The organism is Pseudomonas sp. BF-RE-25 (genome assembly GCF_019956105.1).
Classification (GTDB): Bacteria; Pseudomonadota; Gammaproteobacteria; order Pseudomonadales; family Pseudomonadaceae; genus Aquipseudomonas; species Aquipseudomonas migulae.
On record NZ_JAHBDB010000050.1, the window covers coordinates 20249 to 36941 of the forward strand.

General features: G+C 60.6%; 12 protein-coding genes. 10 read left to right on the forward strand and 2 right to left on the reverse strand.

Annotation, left to right across the window (positions count from 1 at the left end):
- Positions 1-29: 29 nt before the first annotated feature.
- Positions 30-1022, reverse strand: coding sequence for an NAD-dependent epimerase/dehydratase family protein (locus KGB24_RS21470; RefSeq protein WP_008034350.1), 993 nt, complete (start codon positions 1020-1022; stop codon positions 30-32).
- Positions 1023-1076: 54 nt separating this feature from the next.
- The gene (locus tag KGB24_RS21475) at positions 1077-1970 is read right to left on the reverse strand and encodes a LysR family transcriptional regulator ArgP (RefSeq protein WP_008034351.1); all 894 of its coding nucleotides are present in this window, start codon (positions 1968-1970) and stop codon (positions 1077-1079) included.
- Between the two features lie 96 nt (positions 1971-2066).
- Here KGB24_RS21475 and KGB24_RS21480 point away from each other — a divergent pair, with 96 nt between their 5' ends.
- The 10 genes from KGB24_RS21480 (at position 2067) to KGB24_RS21525 (ending at position 16624) form a co-directional block, all read left to right on the forward strand.
- Complete coding sequence (locus KGB24_RS21480; RefSeq protein WP_008034352.1) at positions 2067-2468, forward strand: ACT domain-containing protein; 402 nt, start codon at positions 2067-2069, stop codon at positions 2466-2468.
- Positions 2469-2473: 5 nt separating this feature from the next.
- Positions 2474-3076, forward strand: a complete 603-nt coding sequence (locus tag KGB24_RS21485; protein WP_223415978.1) for a LysE/ArgO family amino acid transporter — start codon at positions 2474-2476, stop codon at positions 3074-3076.
- Between the two features lie 175 nt (positions 3077-3251).
- Positions 3252-3848 carry a superoxide dismutase gene (locus KGB24_RS21490; protein WP_008034365.1) on the forward strand — a complete coding sequence of 199 codons (597 nt, stop codon included), beginning with the start codon at positions 3252-3254 and terminating at the stop codon, positions 3846-3848.
- A gap of 823 nt (positions 3849-4671) precedes the next feature.
- Entirely contained in the window at positions 4672-6723 is a 2052-nt protein-coding gene (locus tag KGB24_RS21495) for a putative bifunctional diguanylate cyclase/phosphodiesterase (RefSeq protein ID WP_008032099.1), read from the forward strand.
- A gap of 243 nt (positions 6724-6966) precedes the next feature.
- Positions 6967-8310, forward strand: a complete 1344-nt coding sequence (locus KGB24_RS21500; protein ID WP_223415977.1) for an imelysin family protein — start codon at positions 6967-6969, stop codon at positions 8308-8310.
- Positions 8311-8591: 281 nt separating this feature from the next.
- Complete coding sequence (locus tag KGB24_RS21505; RefSeq protein ID WP_223415976.1) at positions 8592-10019, forward strand: di-heme oxidoredictase family protein; 1428 nt, start codon at positions 8592-8594, stop codon at positions 10017-10019.
- A gap of 25 nt (positions 10020-10044) precedes the next feature.
- Positions 10045-11109 (forward strand): imelysin family protein, encoded by a 1065-nt coding sequence (locus KGB24_RS21510; protein WP_223415975.1) that lies wholly within the window; start codon positions 10045-10047, stop codon positions 11107-11109.
- A 14-nt stretch (positions 11110-11123) separates the two neighbouring features.
- Positions 11124-12221, forward strand: coding sequence for a DUF1513 domain-containing protein (locus KGB24_RS21515; RefSeq protein ID WP_192228595.1), 1098 nt, complete (start codon positions 11124-11126; stop codon positions 12219-12221).
- A 204-nt stretch (positions 12222-12425) separates the two neighbouring features.
- Positions 12426-13574 (forward strand): efflux RND transporter periplasmic adaptor subunit, encoded by a 1149-nt coding sequence (locus KGB24_RS21520; RefSeq protein ID WP_223415974.1) that lies wholly within the window; start codon positions 12426-12428, stop codon positions 13572-13574.
- A 14-nt stretch (positions 13575-13588) separates the two neighbouring features.
- Complete coding sequence (locus KGB24_RS21525; RefSeq protein WP_223415973.1) at positions 13589-16624, forward strand: multidrug efflux RND transporter permease subunit; 3036 nt, start codon at positions 13589-13591, stop codon at positions 16622-16624.
- Positions 16625-16693: the final 69 nt, after the last annotated feature.

Here is a 16693-nt window from a genome sequence, read left to right on the forward strand (position 1 = left end):
CCCCACTCTGCGTTCAGTAACGGGATTTGTCAGTGAATGTCCTGAGCCTTCCACCAGCCGCAGAATTCATCGAGCGCAGTCCAGAGACTGACCTTCGGGTCGTAGTCCAGATAATGCCGCGCGCGACTGATGTCCAGGGTGAAATTTTTATTCATCACTTGCATGCCCAGGCGCGACAGGGTCGGCTCGGGGCGGCCTGGCCACAGCTTGCACGCGCCCTCGTTAAGCGCCGCCACGGCATAGGCCAGGCCGTAGGAACGGTAGCGGGTCACCTGTGGGACGTCCATTTTGCGCATGACGTAATTGACCACGTCCCACAACGGAATCGGCGTGCCGTTGCTGATGTTGTAGGCCTTGCCCAACGCCGAACCGCTGGCCAGCAAGCTGCTGAGCAACGCTTCGTTGAGGTTTTGCACGCTGGTGAAATCGACCTTGTTCAAACCGTTTCCGATGATTGCCAGGCGACCTTTGCGTTGCATGTTCAGCAGTCGCGGGAAGATGCTCATGTCGCCGGCACCGGTCACGAAACGCGGACGCAGGGCCAGGGTTTCGAGGCCAAATTCCTGGGCGCCGAAGACCTTTTGCTCGGCCAGGAATTTGGTCGCGGCGTAGGGATGTTTGAAGCGCTTGGGCACCTGTTCTTCGGTCAATCCGAGGTGATCGCGGCCGTCGAAATAGATCGACGGCGAGGACAAATGCACCAGTCGCCGCACGCGTTGCTTCAGGCAGGCTTCGACCACGTTTTCGGTGACCTGCACGTTGCCTTGATGAAAGTCCTGATAACGTCCCCACACGCCGACAGCACCGGCGCAATGCACCACGGCTTCGACATCGGAACACAGGTCGCGCGCCAGTTGCGGGTCGCTCAAGTCGCCCGCAATGAACTCGGCGCCACGGCGCACCAGATGTTCGACGCTTTCGGCCCGGCGACCGTTGACCCGCACGTCCAGGCCCTGCTCCAGGGCGAAACGCGCAAAGCGCCCGCCGATGAAGCCGCTTGCGCCGGTGACCAGAATCTTCATGTAGTGCTCCGAATATTTCGTTTTGCGTAGTGCGTGAGGTCTTGACGCTGCCGGTCAGGTCAACGGCACCAGCCATTGCTTCGACGAGCGCACCAATTGATCGGTCAGCAACCCCAGCAACTGACCGCCATTGCGCCAATGATGCCAGTACAGCGGCACATCGATGGGCTTATCTGGCAAAAGCTCCACCAGAACACCGCGCTCAAGTTGCTCGCGCACCTGCAATTCCGGCACCAGTCCCCAGCCGAGACCGGCTTCCGTCAGGCGAATGAACCCTTCGGATGACGGGCATAAATGGTGTTCGAAACCGCCGTCTACGCCGAGGGACGCGAGGTAGCGATGCTGTAGGAAATCGTCCGGCCCAAACACCAGCGCCGGCGTTTTCGACAACTGATCGGCGCGAACGCCGTGCGGAAAATGCCGGGCGATGAACGCCGGACTGGCCAGCGCGCGATAACGCATGGCGCCCAACAGGACGCTGCGCGCACCCGCCACCGGACGTTCGCTGGCACAGACACACGCCGCCACTTCGCCTGCACGCATGCGTTTGAGGCCGACGGTCTGGTCTTCGACCACCAGGTCGAGCAGCAGGTGTTGCTCGGCGCAAAAGTCACCGACCGCCTCGGCCCACCAGGTGGCGAGGCTGTCGGCGTTCAGCGCGATGCGCAGACGTTCCGGCAAGCCTTCTTCATCCAGCGCCGGAACCAGCGTTTGCAAGTCCCGCTCCAGCAAGCGCACCTGCTGCACATGGTTGAGCAAACGTCGGCCGATTTCCGTCGGCGCCGGTCGCGCCATCCGCACCAGCACCGGCTGGCCGACCCGCGCTTCCAGCAGTTTGATGCGCTGGGAGATCGCCGATTGCGACAAGCCGAGCACCTTTGCGGCACGTTCAAAACCGGCCTGCTCGATCACGGCGGCCAACGCAGAAAGCAATTTATAGTCGAACATCAGTTTTCCTAATGAGCGATCAGCATGATTGATTTTTCTTATACAGGTTAGCAGCAGAGAATGCGCGGCAAGAACTCTTGAACAAGGATTACCGACATGGCTGGCGAAACTTCACTGGCAACACTGCTACGCAGCATGAGCCCGCAACTCAACGCAGGCGAATACGTGTTCTGCACCCTGCGGGACGGTCAATTGCCATCGAACCTTGAGATTGTCGGCAGCTTTCGCGAGCAGGAAGGTCTGACGGTGATTCTGGAACGCTCCCACGCAGAACGGGCCGGTTTCAGCTTCGACTACGTCGCAGCCTGGATCACCCTCAACGTGCATTCGGCCCTGGAAGCCGTCGGCCTGACCGCCGCGTTCGCCACCGCGTTGGGCCAGGCCGGGATCAGTTGCAACGTGATCGCCGGTTACTTCCACGACCATTTATTCGTCGGCCAGGCCGATGCCGAACGCGCCCTGCAAGTGTTGCGGGATCTGGCAGCCAACGCGGAGTAAAACTTATGTGGCAAAGCTATGTGAACGGCCTGTTGGTGGCCGCTGGGCTGATCATGGCGATCGGCACTCAGAACGCGTTTGTGCTGGCCCAGAGCCTGCGACGCGAACACCACCTGCCGGTGGCAGCGCTCTGCGTGACCTGCGACGCGTTGCTGGTAGCGGCCGGTGTATTCGGTCTGGCGACCGTGCTGGCGCAAAACCCGACATTGCTGGCTATCGCTCGCTGGGGCGGCGCGGCGTTTCTGGTGTGGTACGGCAGCCTCGCGCTGCGCCGGGCCTGCTCGAAGCAAAGTCTGCAACAGGGTGAAAACCAGACGGTCCGCTCACTGCGCGCGGTGATGCTCAGCGCCCTGGCGGTGACCTTGCTCAACCCGCATGTTTATCTGGATACCGTTTTACTGATTGGCTCCCTTGGCGCGCAACAAACCGAGCCCGGGGCTTACGTTGTCGGCGCGGCCAGCGCTTCGCTGCTTTGGTTTTTCACGTTGGCGCTGGGCGCCGCCTGGTTGGCGCCATGGCTGGCTCGGCCAAGCACATGGCGGATCCTTGATTTGTTGGTGGCAGTGATGATGTTCGCCGTTGCCGGCCAACTGATCATCGCTACCTGATATTCCAAATGGCTCTGGAACCTCTATTCCACACAGTTGTTGCGTGGTTATGCCGCACCCCCGGTGCTATGATCCGGTTCGATGCGCCGCAAAGAGTACAAACTCCCCGGCGCTTGTCTGGCCGCCCGTGATCGGCCTTGCGCTCACCGCAACTGACCTGATTAGGAGAATCATCATGGCTTTCGAATTGCCGCCGCTGCCTTACGCACACGATGCCCTGCAGCCGCACATTTCCAAGGAAACCTTGGAGTACCACCACGACAAGCACCACAACACCTACGTCGTGAACCTGAACAACCTGGTGCCAGGCACCGAGTTCGAAGGCAAGACCCTGGAAGAGATCGTCAAGTCTTCCTCGGGCGGTATCTTCAACAACGCCGCTCAAGTCTGGAACCACACTTTCTACTGGAACTGCCTGGCGCCAAACGCCGGCGGTCAACCAACCGGCGCACTGGCTGAAGCCATCAATGCTTCCTTCGGTTCGTTCGACAAGTTCAAGGAAGAATTCAGCAAGACTTCCATCGGCACCTTCGGTTCCGGTTGGGGCTGGCTGGTGAAAAAGGCTGACGGTTCCCTGGCCCTGGCCAGCACCATCGGCGCCGGCAACCCGCTGACCAACGGCGACACCCCGCTGCTGACCTGCGACGTCTGGGAACACGCCTACTACATCGACTACCGCAACGTTCGTCCGAAATACGTCGAAGCGTTCTGGAACCTGGTCAACTGGAAATTCGTGGCTGAGCAGTTCGAAGGCAAAACCTTCACCGCTTAAGCTCGACGCCAGTCAAAAAACCCGGCTTTTGCCGGGTTTTTTTATGGGTTTGGAAACGTACAAACCCAGGTGTTCCCGTAGAACGGGTTGGCTGTCAGGTCGCCATCGTCGGAACGCCGCCCGCAGCAAGCCGGCTCCTACAAAAGCAGGCTGACATACACCTGCTTCTCACCACTCATCAGGCCGAGCGTTAGCTCGCCTTCAGCTTTTGATCTGAGCGCCCCTTCGGGAGGCCGAGCGCAGGTTCTGCGCAGTGGGCAGCCCGGCATGGATGCCGGGCTAGCCGCCCCCGGCCATGGATGGCCGATGGCGGCGGGCCCACGGAGCAGGACCGGAGCGAGGGAACGCCGAGCCTAAGCGAGGGGCCGGACGCTGGGGCGAAGCCTTTTGCTTACTTTTCGGCGTTTGGAAAAGTGAGTCGCCGTAAGGGCGAAACCCTAAGTGGCCGTTACCGCAGGAATGGATATGTACACCCGAAAGAAAATGGTCCGCCACGAGGCCGCCATCGCCAGCAAGCCGGCTCCTACAGGAGATCGCGGTGTTGCAGATGGGTGATTACAGACAATGAAACAAGCGTTAAGCCCCTTGCCCCAACGCCACAGACGTCTACCATCAACCAAATGGAAAATAAGTCCAAATCCCCCTCAAGTTGAAGGACTCGACTACCGACACAGTACTAATAGGGCAAATACTCCAGGCAACAGCATTTCGGCCAACCCACAGGCAAATTCCCCTGTGTTTGATTGTCCCTTTGACTGCCATCACCGGATTGCCAATACTCATGGCAACTTGATGCTACCTGCACGGAACAAGGAATGACTCTTTGAAGCTGGAACTCAAGAACAGCTTGTCGGTGAAGTTGCTCCGGGTCGTGCTCCTGTCGGCATTGATCGTCGGCGTGGTCTTGAGCTGCGCGCAGATCGTTTTCGATGCCTATAAAACACGCCAGGCCGTGGCAGGCGATGCCCAGCGCATCCTCGACATGTTCCGCGACCCATCGACCCAGGCCGTCTACAGCCTGGACCGAGAGATGGGCATGCAAGTGATTGAAGGCCTGTTTCAGGACGACGCCGTCCGCCAGGCCTCCATCGGCCACCCCAATGAAGCCATGCTGGCGCAAAAATCCCGCGAGTTGCAGCAATCCAGCAGCCGCTGGCTGACCGACCTGATCCTCGGCAAGGAACGCACCTTCACCACTCAACTGGTGGGTCGCGGCCCGTACAGCGAGTACTACGGCGACCTGAGCATCACCCTCGACACCGCCACCTACGGACAAGGGTTCATCGTCAGCTCGGTGATCATCTTCATTTCCGGGGTATTGCGCGCCCTCGCCATGGGGCTGGTGCTGTATCTGGTCTACCACTGGCTGCTGACCAAACCGCTGTCGCGGATCATCGAGCACCTGACCGAAATCAACCCGGACCGCCCCAGCGAGCACAAGATTCCACAGCTCAGGGGCCACGAGAAAAACGAACTGGGCATCTGGATCAACACCGCCAACCAGTTGCTCGAGTCCATCGAGCGCAACACCCACCTGCGCCACGAAGCGGAAAACAGCCTGCTGCGCATGGCCCAGTACGACTTCCTCACCGGCCTGCCGAACCGCCAGCAATTGCAACAGCAACTGGACAAGATCCTCGTCGACGCCGGCAAACTGCAACGCCGGGTCGCGGTTTTGTGTGTCGGCCTCGATGACTTCAAGGGCATCAACGAACAATTCAGCTATCAGACCGGTGACCAACTGCTGCTGGCGCTGGCTGATCGCCTGCGGGGCCACAGCGGTCGCCTTGGCGCCCTCGCCCGACTGGGCGGCGATCAGTTCGCCCTGGTCCAGGCCGATATCGAACAACCCTACGAAGCCGCCGAACTGGCGCAAAGCATTCTCGATGACCTGGAAGCGGCATTCGCCCTCGATCATCAAGAGATTCGTCTGCGCGCCACCATCGGCATCACCCTGTTCCCCGAGGATGGCGACAGCACCGAGAAGCTGCTGCAAAAAGCCGAGCAGACCATGACCCTGGCCAAGACTCGCTCACGCAACCGCTACCAGTTCTATATCGCCAGTGTCGACACCGAGATGCGTCGCCGTCGCGAACTGGAAAAGGACCTGCGCGACGCGTTGATCCGCGACCAGTTCTACCTCGTCTACCAGCCGCAGATCAGCTACCGCGATCATCGGGTGGTGGGCGTCGAAGCATTGATTCGCTGGCAACATCCCGAACACGGGTTGGTGCCGCCGGACCTGTTCATCCCGCTGGCCGAGCAGAACGGCACCATCATTGCCATTGGCGAATGGGTGCTGGATCAGGCCTGTAAACAATTGCGCGACTGGCATGACCAGGGCTTCACCGACCTGCGCATGGCGGTGAACCTGTCCACGGTGCAGTTGCACCACGCCGAGCTGCCGCGGGTGGTCAATAACCTGCTGCAAATGTACCGCCTGCCACCGCGCAGCCTGGAGCTGGAAGTCACCGAAACCGGCCTGATGGAAGACATCAGCACCGCCGCCCAGCATCTGCTGAGCCTGCGTCGCTCCGGTGCGTTGATCGCCATCGACGACTTCGGCACCGGTTACTCATCGCTGAGTTACCTGAAAAGCCTGCCGCTGGACAAGATCAAGATCGACAAGAGCTTCGTACAAGACCTGCTCGATGACGACGACGATGCAACCATCGTTCGGGCCATCATCCAGTTGGGCAAGAGCCTTGGCATGCAGGTCATTGCAGAGGGGGTGGAAACCGTCGAGCAAGAGGCCTACATCATTTCCGAAGGCTGCCACGAAGGTCAGGGCTACTTTTACAGCAAGCCACTGCCGGCGCGAGAACTGGGCGCCTATCTGAAGCAGGCCCAGCGCAGCAACGCGGCTATTTTGTAGGGTTCCTGTAGGAGCGAGCCTGCTCGCGATGAACTCCAAGGCGACGCATTCTTTCAGTCTGCACGCGTTATCGTTCACGTTCATCGCGAGCAGGCTCACTCCTACAAAGTGCAACATCCGCTATCTGAATAAGAAATATTTCCAAGAACAACTCTTTACACATAATGCGAAAGATTTGCATTATGTCGCAGTTTTGCGCGCTAGCTGCGCCATTCCACCCCCTTTCGAAGCAGGATGTTCGCCATGATTCGTATGCCTCTGGCTACCGCCAGTCTGTTGGCCATCGCTATTTCCCTCGCCGGTTGTGGCGAAGGCAAAGACAAAGCTGCCGCCCCAGCGCCTACGCCAGCCGCCACTACCCCGGCCGCTGCGCCTGCGCCAACTGCTGCCGGCAAAGTCGACGAAGCCGCTGCCAAAGCCGTTGTCGCGCATTACGCCGACATCGTCTTCGCCGTTTACAGCGATGCCGAATCCACCGCGAAAACCCTGCAAACCGCCGTCGACGCCTTCCTCGCGAAGCCGAACGCCGACACCCTGAAAGCCGCCAAGGCTGCCTGGATCGCTGCTCGCGTTCCTTACCTGCAGAGCGAAGTGTTCCGCTTCGGCAACACCATCATCGACGACTGGGAAGGTCAGGTGAACGCCTGGCCACTGGACGAAGGCCTGATCGACTACGTCGACAAATCCTACGAGCACGCACTGGGTAACCCGGGCGCGACCGCCAACATCATCGCCAACACTCAAGTTCAGGTCGGCGAAGACAAGATCGACGTGAAGGACATCACCCCGGAAAAACTCGCCAGCCTGAACGAGCTGGGTGGTTCCGAGGCCAACGTCGCCACCGGCTACCACGCCATCGAATTCCTGCTCTGGGGCCAGGACCTGAACGGCACCGGCCCTGGCGCCGGCAACCGTCCAGCCTCCGACTACCTGGAAGGCAAAGGCGCCACCGGCGGTCACAACGATCGTCGTCGCGCTTACCTGAAGTCCGTGACCCAACTGCTGGTCAGCGACCTGGAAGAAATGGTCGGTAACTGGAAGCCGAACGTGGCCGACAACTACCGCGCCACCCTGGAAGCGGAACCGGTGGATTCCGGCCTGCGCAAAATGCTGTTCGGCATGGGCAGCCTGTCCCTGGGCGAACTGGCGGGCGAGCGCATGAAGGTTTCCCTGGAAGCCAACTCCCCTGAAGACGAACACGACTGCTTCAGCGACAACACCCACAACTCGCAGTTCTACGATGCCAAAGGCATTCGTAACGTGTACCTGGGCGAATACACCCGTGTCGACGGCACCAAAATGACCGGCGCCAGCCTGTCCTCTCTGGTGGCCAAGGCGGACCCGGCGGCCGACACCGCGCTGAAGGCCGACCTGGCTGCGACCGAAGCCAAGATGCAGGTCATTGTCGATCACGCCAACAAGGGTGAGCACTACGACCAGTTGATCGCTGCCGGCAACACCGCTGGCAACCAGATCGTTCGCGACGCCATCGCTTCGCTGGTCAAGCAGACCGGTTCGATCGAAGCTGCCGCTGGCAAGCTGGGCATCAGCGACCTGAACCCGGACAACGCTGATCACGAATTCTGATCAACGCTGGCTGAATAAAAAAGGCGACCTTCGGGTCGCCTTTTTCATGCCTGCCCAACACCGCCCCTTGTAGGAGCGAGGCTTGCCCGCGAAGACGGCGTCACATTCAACGACAGTGGCGACTGGTACACCGCTTTCGCGAGCAAGCTTCGCTCCTACAGGGGATCGTGGTTTGCCGGAAAACCCTGCCCCACATCAACCAAACGATAATTCCTCTTATTCAATCTCCCCTGCCCTGTTAGACTTTGCGCCCTTGTTTTGCTCGTCTTGCAGGATGTCTGATGCCCTCGCTGCCTCTTCGCTTGTCCGCACTGTTTCTGGCCCTGGGCCTGAGTGCCTGCGATGACGCCCCGCGTTTTACCCAGGCCGAACCCGGTGAAGCCAGGTCCGGTGGCAGCGCGACCGTGCGCAAGACCGATCAGAACGCCTTTTCCCTGCCCTCCGCCAACCTGCCGCCGTCACGGCGCGTGGACTTCAGCGTCGGCAACAGCTTCTTCCGCAACCCCTGGGTGATCGCCCCGTCGACCACCACGGCCCGCGACGGCCTCGGCCCACTGTTCAACACCAACGCTTGCCAGGGCTGCCACATCAAGGACGGTCGCGGTCACCCGCCTGCACCTGATGCGGTGAATGCCGTTTCGATGCTGGTGCGCCTGTCGATACCCGATTCACCGACCTACGCCAAAATCATCGAGCAGCAAGGTGTCGTGCCGGAGCCGGTCTACGGCGGCCAGTTCCAGGACATGTCGGTGCCCGGCGTGGTTCCGGAAGGCAAGGTTCGGGTTGATTACACGCCGGTGCCGGTGCGTTTCAAGGACGGCACCGAAGTCGAGTTGCGCAAGCCGACATTGCAGATCACCCAACTCGGCTACGGCCCGATGCACCCGGACACGCGTTTCTCCGCGCGCATCGCCCCGCCGATGATTGGCCTTGGGCTGCTCGAGGCGATCCCGGAAGAAGCGATCCTGGCCAATGCCGCCGCGCAGGCCAAAGAGAAAAACGGCATCAATGGCCGACCGAACCAGGTCTGGGATGACGCACAACAGAAAACCGTCCTCGGCCGATTTGGCTGGAAGGCCGGGCAGCCGAACCTCAATCAACAGAACGTTCACGCGTTTTCTGGTGATATGGGCCTCACGACCAGCCTGAGACCCTTTGATGACTGCACCGACGCGCAAACCGCCTGCAAACAGGCGCCGAACGGCAACGGCCCGGACGGCGAACCGGAAGTCAGCGATAACATTCTGCGTCTGGTGCTGTTCTACAGCCGTAACCTTGCCGTACCGGCTCGCCGCGACGTCGGCACACCGCAAGTGCTGGCCGGCAAGACCCTGTTTTTCCAGGCTGGTTGCCAGTCCTGCCACACACCGAAATACACCACCGCCGCCAACGCGGCAGAACCTGAACTGGCCAATCAAGTGATTCGCCCTTACAGCGATCTGCTGCTGCACGACATGGGCGACGGCCTGGCCGACAACCGCAGCGAATTCCAGGCCAGTGGCCGCGACTGGCGCACGCCGCCGTTGTGGGGCATCGGCCTGACGCAGGCAGTCAGTGGTCACACCCAGTTTTTGCATGACGGCCGCGCCCGCAATCTGCTCGAAGCCGTGCTCTGGCATGGCGGCGAAGCAAAAGCGGCCCAGCAACAGGTTTTGTCTTTCAATGCCGAGCAGCGCGCGGCGTTGCTGGCGTTTTTGAATTCCCTTTAAACGTATTCCTTAGCGGGAGCCCTAAATGTTCCGTCCCAAGTTGTTGTTCACCAGCCTTGCCGCACTCGCCCTCGGCGCCTGCTCACCGCAGGATCCGCAAGCTGTCACGTCGGCGGCCATCGCCAAGTCGGTGATCCTGCCGACCTACACGCGCTGGGTTGAAGCCGATCGCCAGTTGGCCGTCAGCGCGCTGGCCTATTGCGAAGGCAAGGAAAACCTCGACACCGCCCGTGCCGATTTCCTCCATGCGCAGAAAGCCTGGGCCGAGCTGCAACCGCTGCTGATCGGGCCGCTGGCCGAAGGCAATCGCGCCTGGCAAGTGCAATTCTGGCCGGACAAGAAAAACCTGGTGGGCCGTCAGGTCGAGCAACTGGTGACCGCGCAACCGCAGATCGATGCCACCGCCCTGGCCAAATCCAGCGTTGTGGTGCAAGGCCTTTCGGCCTACGAATACATCCTGTTCGACAGCAAGCCTGACGTGGCCAACGAGGCGCAAAAAGCCAAGTATTGCCCTCTGCTGAAAGCCATTGGCGAGCGTCAGAAACAGCTGGCCGAAGAGATTCTGAAAACCTGGAACAACACCGACGGCATGCTCGCGCAGTTGAGCAAATTCCCGAACCAGCGCTACGCCGACTCCCACGAAGCGATTGCCGATCTGCTGCGTGTACAGGTCACCGCTCTCGACAGCCTGAAGAAAAAACTCGGCACGCCGATGGGCCGCCAGACCAAGGGTGTGCCGCAACCATTCCAGGCTGACCAGTGGCGTAGCCAGTCGTCCCTGACGAGTATGGAAGCGAGCCTCGCCGCCGCCAAAACCGTGTGGGAAGGCGTTGACAACAAAGGCCTGCGTGGCTTGCTGCCAAGCGAGCAGAAATCTTTGGCCGACAAGATCGACGCCGCTTACGCCGCGTCCCTGAAACTGTTCGCCAGCAACCAGCGCTCGCTGACTGAAATGCTCAACGACGACGCCGGTCGCCAGCAGCTCAACGACATCTACGACAGCCTCAACGTCGTCCACCGCCTGCACGAGGGTGAACTGGCCAAGGCGCTGGGCATCCAACTGGGCTTCAACGCCAACGACGGTGACTGATGAGGGCGAGTGCCATGCTGCGACGACAGGCTCTGACGTTAGGTAGTTTGCTGCTGGGAGCAGTGACACTGGGCGGCTGGACGCTGTTCAAGCAAAAGGACAAGAGCCCGCTGCTGCTTTCGGCACGGGACGATGGCGACGGCAAGCACTACGCCGTCGGTTATCGGCTGGACGGTACGCGGGTGTTCGCCACCCAGGTCGGCCAGCGTTGCCACGACATCATCAACCACCCGACGCTGCCGATCGCGCTGTTCGTCGCCCGGCGTCCGGGCACCGAAAGCTACCTGATCGACCTGCGCGACGGCACGCTGTTGCAAACCGTGGCCTCGCAACCGAACCGGCATTTCTACGGTCACGCGGTGATTCACCAGAGCGGCGACTGGCTGTACGCCACCGAGAACGACACGTCCGATCCCGGTCGCGGCTTGCTGGGTGTGTACAAGTTCGAAGGCGAGCGCCTGGTGCACAGCGGCGAGATTTCGACCCATGGCATCGGCCCGCATCAGGTGTCGTGGATGCCCGATGGCGAAACCCTGGTGGTGGCCAACGGCGGCATTCGCACCGAGGCTGAAAGCCGCGTCGAGATGAACCTCAACGCCATGGAACCAAGCCTGGTGCTGATGCAGCGCGACGGTACATTGCTGAGCAAGGAAACCCTCGCACAACAGATGAACAGCGTGCGGCACCTGGGGATCGCCAGTGATGGCACCATCGTCGCCGGTCAGCAATTCATGGGGCCGTCCCATGAGTCGTCGGAGTTGTTGGCGATCAAGCGTCCGGGGCAACCGTTCGTGGCGTTCCCGGTGCCCGAGCATCAGTTGCAAGCCATGGGGCATTACACCGCCAGTGTCGCGGTGCACAGTGATTTGCGCCTGGTCGCGTTAACGGCACCACGGGGCAATCGCTTTTTCATCTGGGACATGGACAGCGGTGAAGTGCGCCTGGATGCGCCGCTTCCCGATTGCGCCGGGGTGGGTGCGGTGGCCGACGGTTTTGTCGTGACCTCGGGTCAAGGCCGATGCCGGTACTACGATTGCCGCCAGACAAACCTTGTTGCAAAACCTCTCGAACTGCCTGCGGGGCTCTGGGATAACCACCTGCACCTCATCTGACTGCCCCGCTCTTGTAGGAGCAGAGCTTGCTCGCGAAAGCGGCGGCACATGCAAAATGGATGTGCCTGACACACCGCTTTCGCGAGCAAGCTCTGCTCCTACAGGTTTTGCGGTGGCCTGTAAAAAGTGGCAGTTGGAATACCCGGCACACTCGGAGTAATGTGCCCGACTGTCTCACCTGATTTTCTCCAAGGAAGTGGAAATATGCTGCGTCGCCGCATGCTGATCATGTTGGGTGTTGTTCTGTTGATCGTGCTGGTTCTGGCCGGTTACAAAGCCTTCTCCATCTACACGATGATTCAAGGCTTCGCTGTGCCGAAACCGCCGATCAGCGTCGCCGTGGCTACTGCTACCGAGCAACCGTGGCAGGAACGCCTGCCTACCGTCGGCACGCTCAAGGCGCTGCAAGGCGTGGACCTGAGCCTGGAGACCGACGGCACCGTCATCGATTTGCAGTTCGAGTCAGGGCAGAAGGTCAAGGCCGGTCAACCACTCCTGCGCCTCGACAGCGCCGTGGAAAGTGCCTTGCTGGAAACCGCTCAGGCCGACCTCGGGCTGGCCCAGCTCGATTTCGGTCGCGGTAGTCAACTGGTGGGCAGCCAGGCCATTTCCAAAGGTGAGTTCGACCGACTTTCGGCGGTGCTGAAAAAAAGCAAAGCCACGGTCAATCAACTCAAGGCTGCACTCGGCAAAAAAAGCATCGTTGCCCCCTTCAGCGGGACCATCGGCATTCGGCAGGTGGACGTTGGCGACTATCTTGCCAGCGGCACCATGATTGCCACCCTGCAAGACCTCAGCAGTCTCTACGTCGACTTTTTCGTCCCCGAACAGTCGGTGCCGAAGATCGCCATCGGCCAGCCGGTTGAAATCATCGTCGCGGCCTACCCGGCGCAGACCTTCCCCGGCACCATCAGCGCGATCAACCCGAAAATCGAGAACAGCACGCGCAACATGCAGGTCCGCGCGACCCTGGCCAACCCCGACGGCAAACTGTTACCGGGTATGTTCGCCAGCCTGCAGGTGATGCTGCCCAACCCGCAGCCGCGCATCGTCGTGCCGGAAAGCTCGATCACGTACACGCTGTACGGCAATTCGTTGTACGTGGCAGCGCAGAAAAAAACCGAAGACGGCAGCATCGAAAAAGACGACAAGGGCCAACCGATCCTGATCGCCGAACGCCGTTTCATCGAAACCGGCGAACGACGCGATGGGCAGGTGATGATTACCAAAGGCGTGAAGAACGGCGAAAAAGTGATCACCGCCGGCCAGATCAAACTGGACAACGGCGCGCACATTGCCATCAGCGACGACAAGACCCTGGCCGAGAAGAACAGTCAGCCACGCGCTGACTGATCAAGGAACCCCCAATGGCTTTTACCGACCCGTTCATCCGCCGCCCGGTGCTCGCCACCGTGGTCAGCCTGTTGATTGTGCTGCTGGGCTTTCAGGCCTGGAGCAAGCTGCCGCTGCGCCAATACCCGCAAATGGAAAACGCCCTGATCACGGTGACCACCGCGTACCCCGGGGCGAACGCCGAAACCATTCAGGGCTACATCACCCAACCGATGCAACAGAGCCTGGCAAGCGCCGAGGGCATCGACTACATGACCTCGGTCAGTCGCCAGAACTTCTCGGTGATCTCGATCTACGCGCGCATCGGTTCCAACAGCGACCGCTTGTTCACCGAGTTGCTGGCCAAGGCCAACGAAGTGAAAAACCAGTTGCCTCAGGACGCCGAAGACCCGGTACTGAGCAAGGAAGCCGCCGATGCGTCGGCGCTGATGTACATCAGCTTCTTCAGCAAGGAAATGACTAACCCGCAGATTACCGATTACCTGTCACGGGTCATCCAGCCAAAACTGGCGACCCTGCCAGGCATGGCCGAAGCCGAGATTCTCGGTAACCAGGTATTCGCCATGCGCCTGTGGCTGGACCCGATGAAACTGGCGGGGTTCGGCCTCAGCGCCAGCGATGTGACCGATGCCGTGCGCAAGTACAACTTCCTCTCCGCCGCCGGCGAAGTGAAAGGCGAGTACGTGGTCACCAGCATCAACGCCAACACCGAGCTCAAATCCGCCGAAGCCTTCGCCGCGATTCCGCTCAAGGTCGACGGTGACAGTCGGGTGCTGCTCAGCGATGTCGCGCGGGTCGAGATGGGCGCGGAAAACTACGACACCATCAGCTCCTTCGGTGGCACGCCCTCGGTGTACATCGGCATCAAGGCCACGCCCGGCGCCAACCCGCTGGACGTGATCAAGGAAGTGCGAAAGATCATGCCGGACCTGGAAGCCCAGCTGCCGCCGAACCTCAAGGGTGAAATTGCCTACGACGCCACGTTGTTCATCCAGGCCTCGATCGACGAAGTGGTGAAAACCCTGTTCGAAGCGGTGTTGATCGTGATCGTCGTGGTGTTTCTGTTCCTCGGGGCGCTGCGTTCGGTGGTGATCCCGGTGGTGACCATTCCGTTGTCGATGATCGGCGTGATGTTCTTCATGCAGATGATGGGCTACTCGATCAACCTGCTGACCCTGCTGGCGATGGTATTGGCCATTGGCCTGGTGGTGGACGACGCCATCGTGGTGGTGGAAAACATCCACCGTCACATCGAAGAAGGCAAGACGCCGCTGGACGCCGCCATTGAAGGCGCCCGGGAAATCGCCATGCCGGTGGTCTCGATGACCATCACCCTGGCGGCGGTCTACGCCCCTATCGGCTTCCTGACCGGCCTCACCGGGGCACTGTTCAAGGAGTTCGCCCTGACCCTGGCCGGTGCGGTGGTGATCTCCGGCATTGTCGCCCTGACGTTGTCGCCGATGATGTGCGCCTTTCTGCTGCGCCACGACGAAAACCCCAGCGGCCTCGCTCACCGGCTGGACCTGATTTTCGAAGGTCTCAAGCGCCGCTACCAGCGCATGCTGCACGGCACGCTCAACACGCGGCCAGTGGTGCTGGTGTTCGCGGTGATCGTGCTGTGCCTGATTCCGGTGCTGCTCAACTTCACCAAATCGGAACTGGCACCGGACGAGGACCAGGGCGTCATTTTCATGCTGGCCAGCGCCCCGCAGCCGACCAACCTTGATTACCTGAACACCTACACCGACGAGTTCGTCAGCATCTTCAAGGCGTTTCCCGAGTACTACTCATCGTTCCAGATCAACGGCTTCAACGGCGTGCAATCGGGGATTGGCGGTTTCCTGCTCAAACCGTGGAACGAGCGTGAGCGCACGCAAATGCAGATCCTGCCCGCGGTCCAGAGCAAACTGGAAAGCATTCCAGGGTTGCAGATTTTCGGCTTCAACCTCCCTTCCCTGCCGGGGACCGGCGAAGGGCTGCCGTTTCAATTCGTCGTCAATACCGCCAACAATTACGAGTCGCTGCTGCAAGTGATGGACCGGGTGAAAAAACGCGCGATGGAGTCCGGTAAGTTTGCCTTCGTCGACGTTGACCTGGCCTTTGACAAACCCGAAGTCGTGGTCGATATCGATCGGGCGAAGGCCGCGCAAATGGGCGTGTCCATGCAGGATCTGGGCGGCACGCTGGCGACGTTGCTGGGCGAGGCGGAGATCAACCGGTTCACCATTGAAGGTCGCAGCTACAAAGTCATCGCGCAGGTCGAACGGCCCTTCCGGGACAACCCCGACTGGCTGAACAACTATTACGTGAAGAACACCAAGGGTGAACTGCTGGCCCTGTCGACCCTGATTACCGTGACCGACCGGGCACGCCCACGGCAACTGAATCAGTTCCAGCAGCTCAACTCGGCGATCCTGTCCGGGGTCCCGCTGGTGAGCATGGGTGAAGCCCTCGACGCGGTGCGTCAGATTGCCCGGGAAGAGGCACCCGCAGGTTTTGCCGTCGACTATGCCGGTGCATCGCGGCAGTACGTGCAGGAAGGCAGTGCGCTGTGGGTCACTTTTGCCTTGGCATTGGCGATCATTTTCCTGGTGCTGGCGGCGCAGTTCGAAAGCTTCCGCGACCCGCTGGTGATTCTGGTGACCGTGCCGCTGTCGATCTGCGGCGCTCTGATTCCGCTGTTCCTCGGCTGGTCGAGCATGAACATCTACACCCAGGTCGGGCTGGTGACGTTGATCGGATTGATCAGCAAGCACGGGATTCTGATCGTCGAGTTCGCCAACCAGTTGCGCAAGGACAAGGGCCTGACGCCGCGCGAAGCGGTTGAGGAAGCAGCGGCCATTCGTCTGCGGCCGGTGCTGATGACCACCGCGGCGATGGTATTTGGCATGGTGCCGTTGATCATCGCCACGGGCGCGGGCGCTGTCAGCCGGTTCGACATCGGCACAGTGATCGCCACGGGGATGTCGATCGGGACGTTGTTTACGCTGTTTGTGCTGCCGTGCGTGTACACGTTGCTGGCTAAACCCGATAAACCTGCACACACATAACTTCTGTAGGAGCCGGCTTGCTGGCGATGGTGTGTCAGTCGACATCACCGTGGCTGACCCACCATCGCC

What these genes read in the sequence shown, in the direction of transcription:
- KGB24_RS21500 (WP_223415977.1), top strand. Translation starts at nt 6,967, where the DNA reads ATGATTCGTATGCCTCTGGCTACCGCCAGTCTGTTGGCCATCGCTATT.
- KGB24_RS21515 (WP_192228595.1), top strand. Translation starts at nt 11,124, where the DNA reads ATGCTGCGACGACAGGCTCTGACGTTAGGTAGTTTGCTGCTGGGAGCA.
- KGB24_RS21520 (WP_223415974.1), top strand. Translation starts at nt 12,426, where the DNA reads ATGCTGCGTCGCCGCATGCTGATCATGTTGGGTGTTGTTCTGTTGATC.
- KGB24_RS21480 (WP_008034352.1), top strand. Translation starts at nt 2,067, where the DNA reads ATGGCTGGCGAAACTTCACTGGCAACACTGCTACGCAGCATGAGCCCG.
- KGB24_RS21525 (WP_223415973.1), top strand. Translation starts at nt 13,589, where the DNA reads ATGGCTTTTACCGACCCGTTCATCCGCCGCCCGGTGCTCGCCACCGTG.
- KGB24_RS21475 (WP_008034351.1), bottom strand. Translation starts at nt 1,970, where the DNA reads ATGTTCGACTATAAATTGCTTTCTGCGTTGGCCGCCGTGATCGAGCAG.
- KGB24_RS21490 (WP_008034365.1), top strand. Translation starts at nt 3,252, where the DNA reads ATGGCTTTCGAATTGCCGCCGCTGCCTTACGCACACGATGCCCTGCAG.
- KGB24_RS21485 (WP_223415978.1), top strand. Translation starts at nt 2,474, where the DNA reads ATGTGGCAAAGCTATGTGAACGGCCTGTTGGTGGCCGCTGGGCTGATC.
- KGB24_RS21470 (WP_008034350.1), bottom strand. Translation starts at nt 1,022, where the DNA reads ATGAAGATTCTGGTCACCGGCGCAAGCGGCTTCATCGGCGGGCGCTTT.
- KGB24_RS21505 (WP_223415976.1), top strand. Translation starts at nt 8,592, where the DNA reads ATGCCCTCGCTGCCTCTTCGCTTGTCCGCACTGTTTCTGGCCCTGGGC.
- KGB24_RS21510 (WP_223415975.1), top strand. Translation starts at nt 10,045, where the DNA reads ATGTTCCGTCCCAAGTTGTTGTTCACCAGCCTTGCCGCACTCGCCCTC.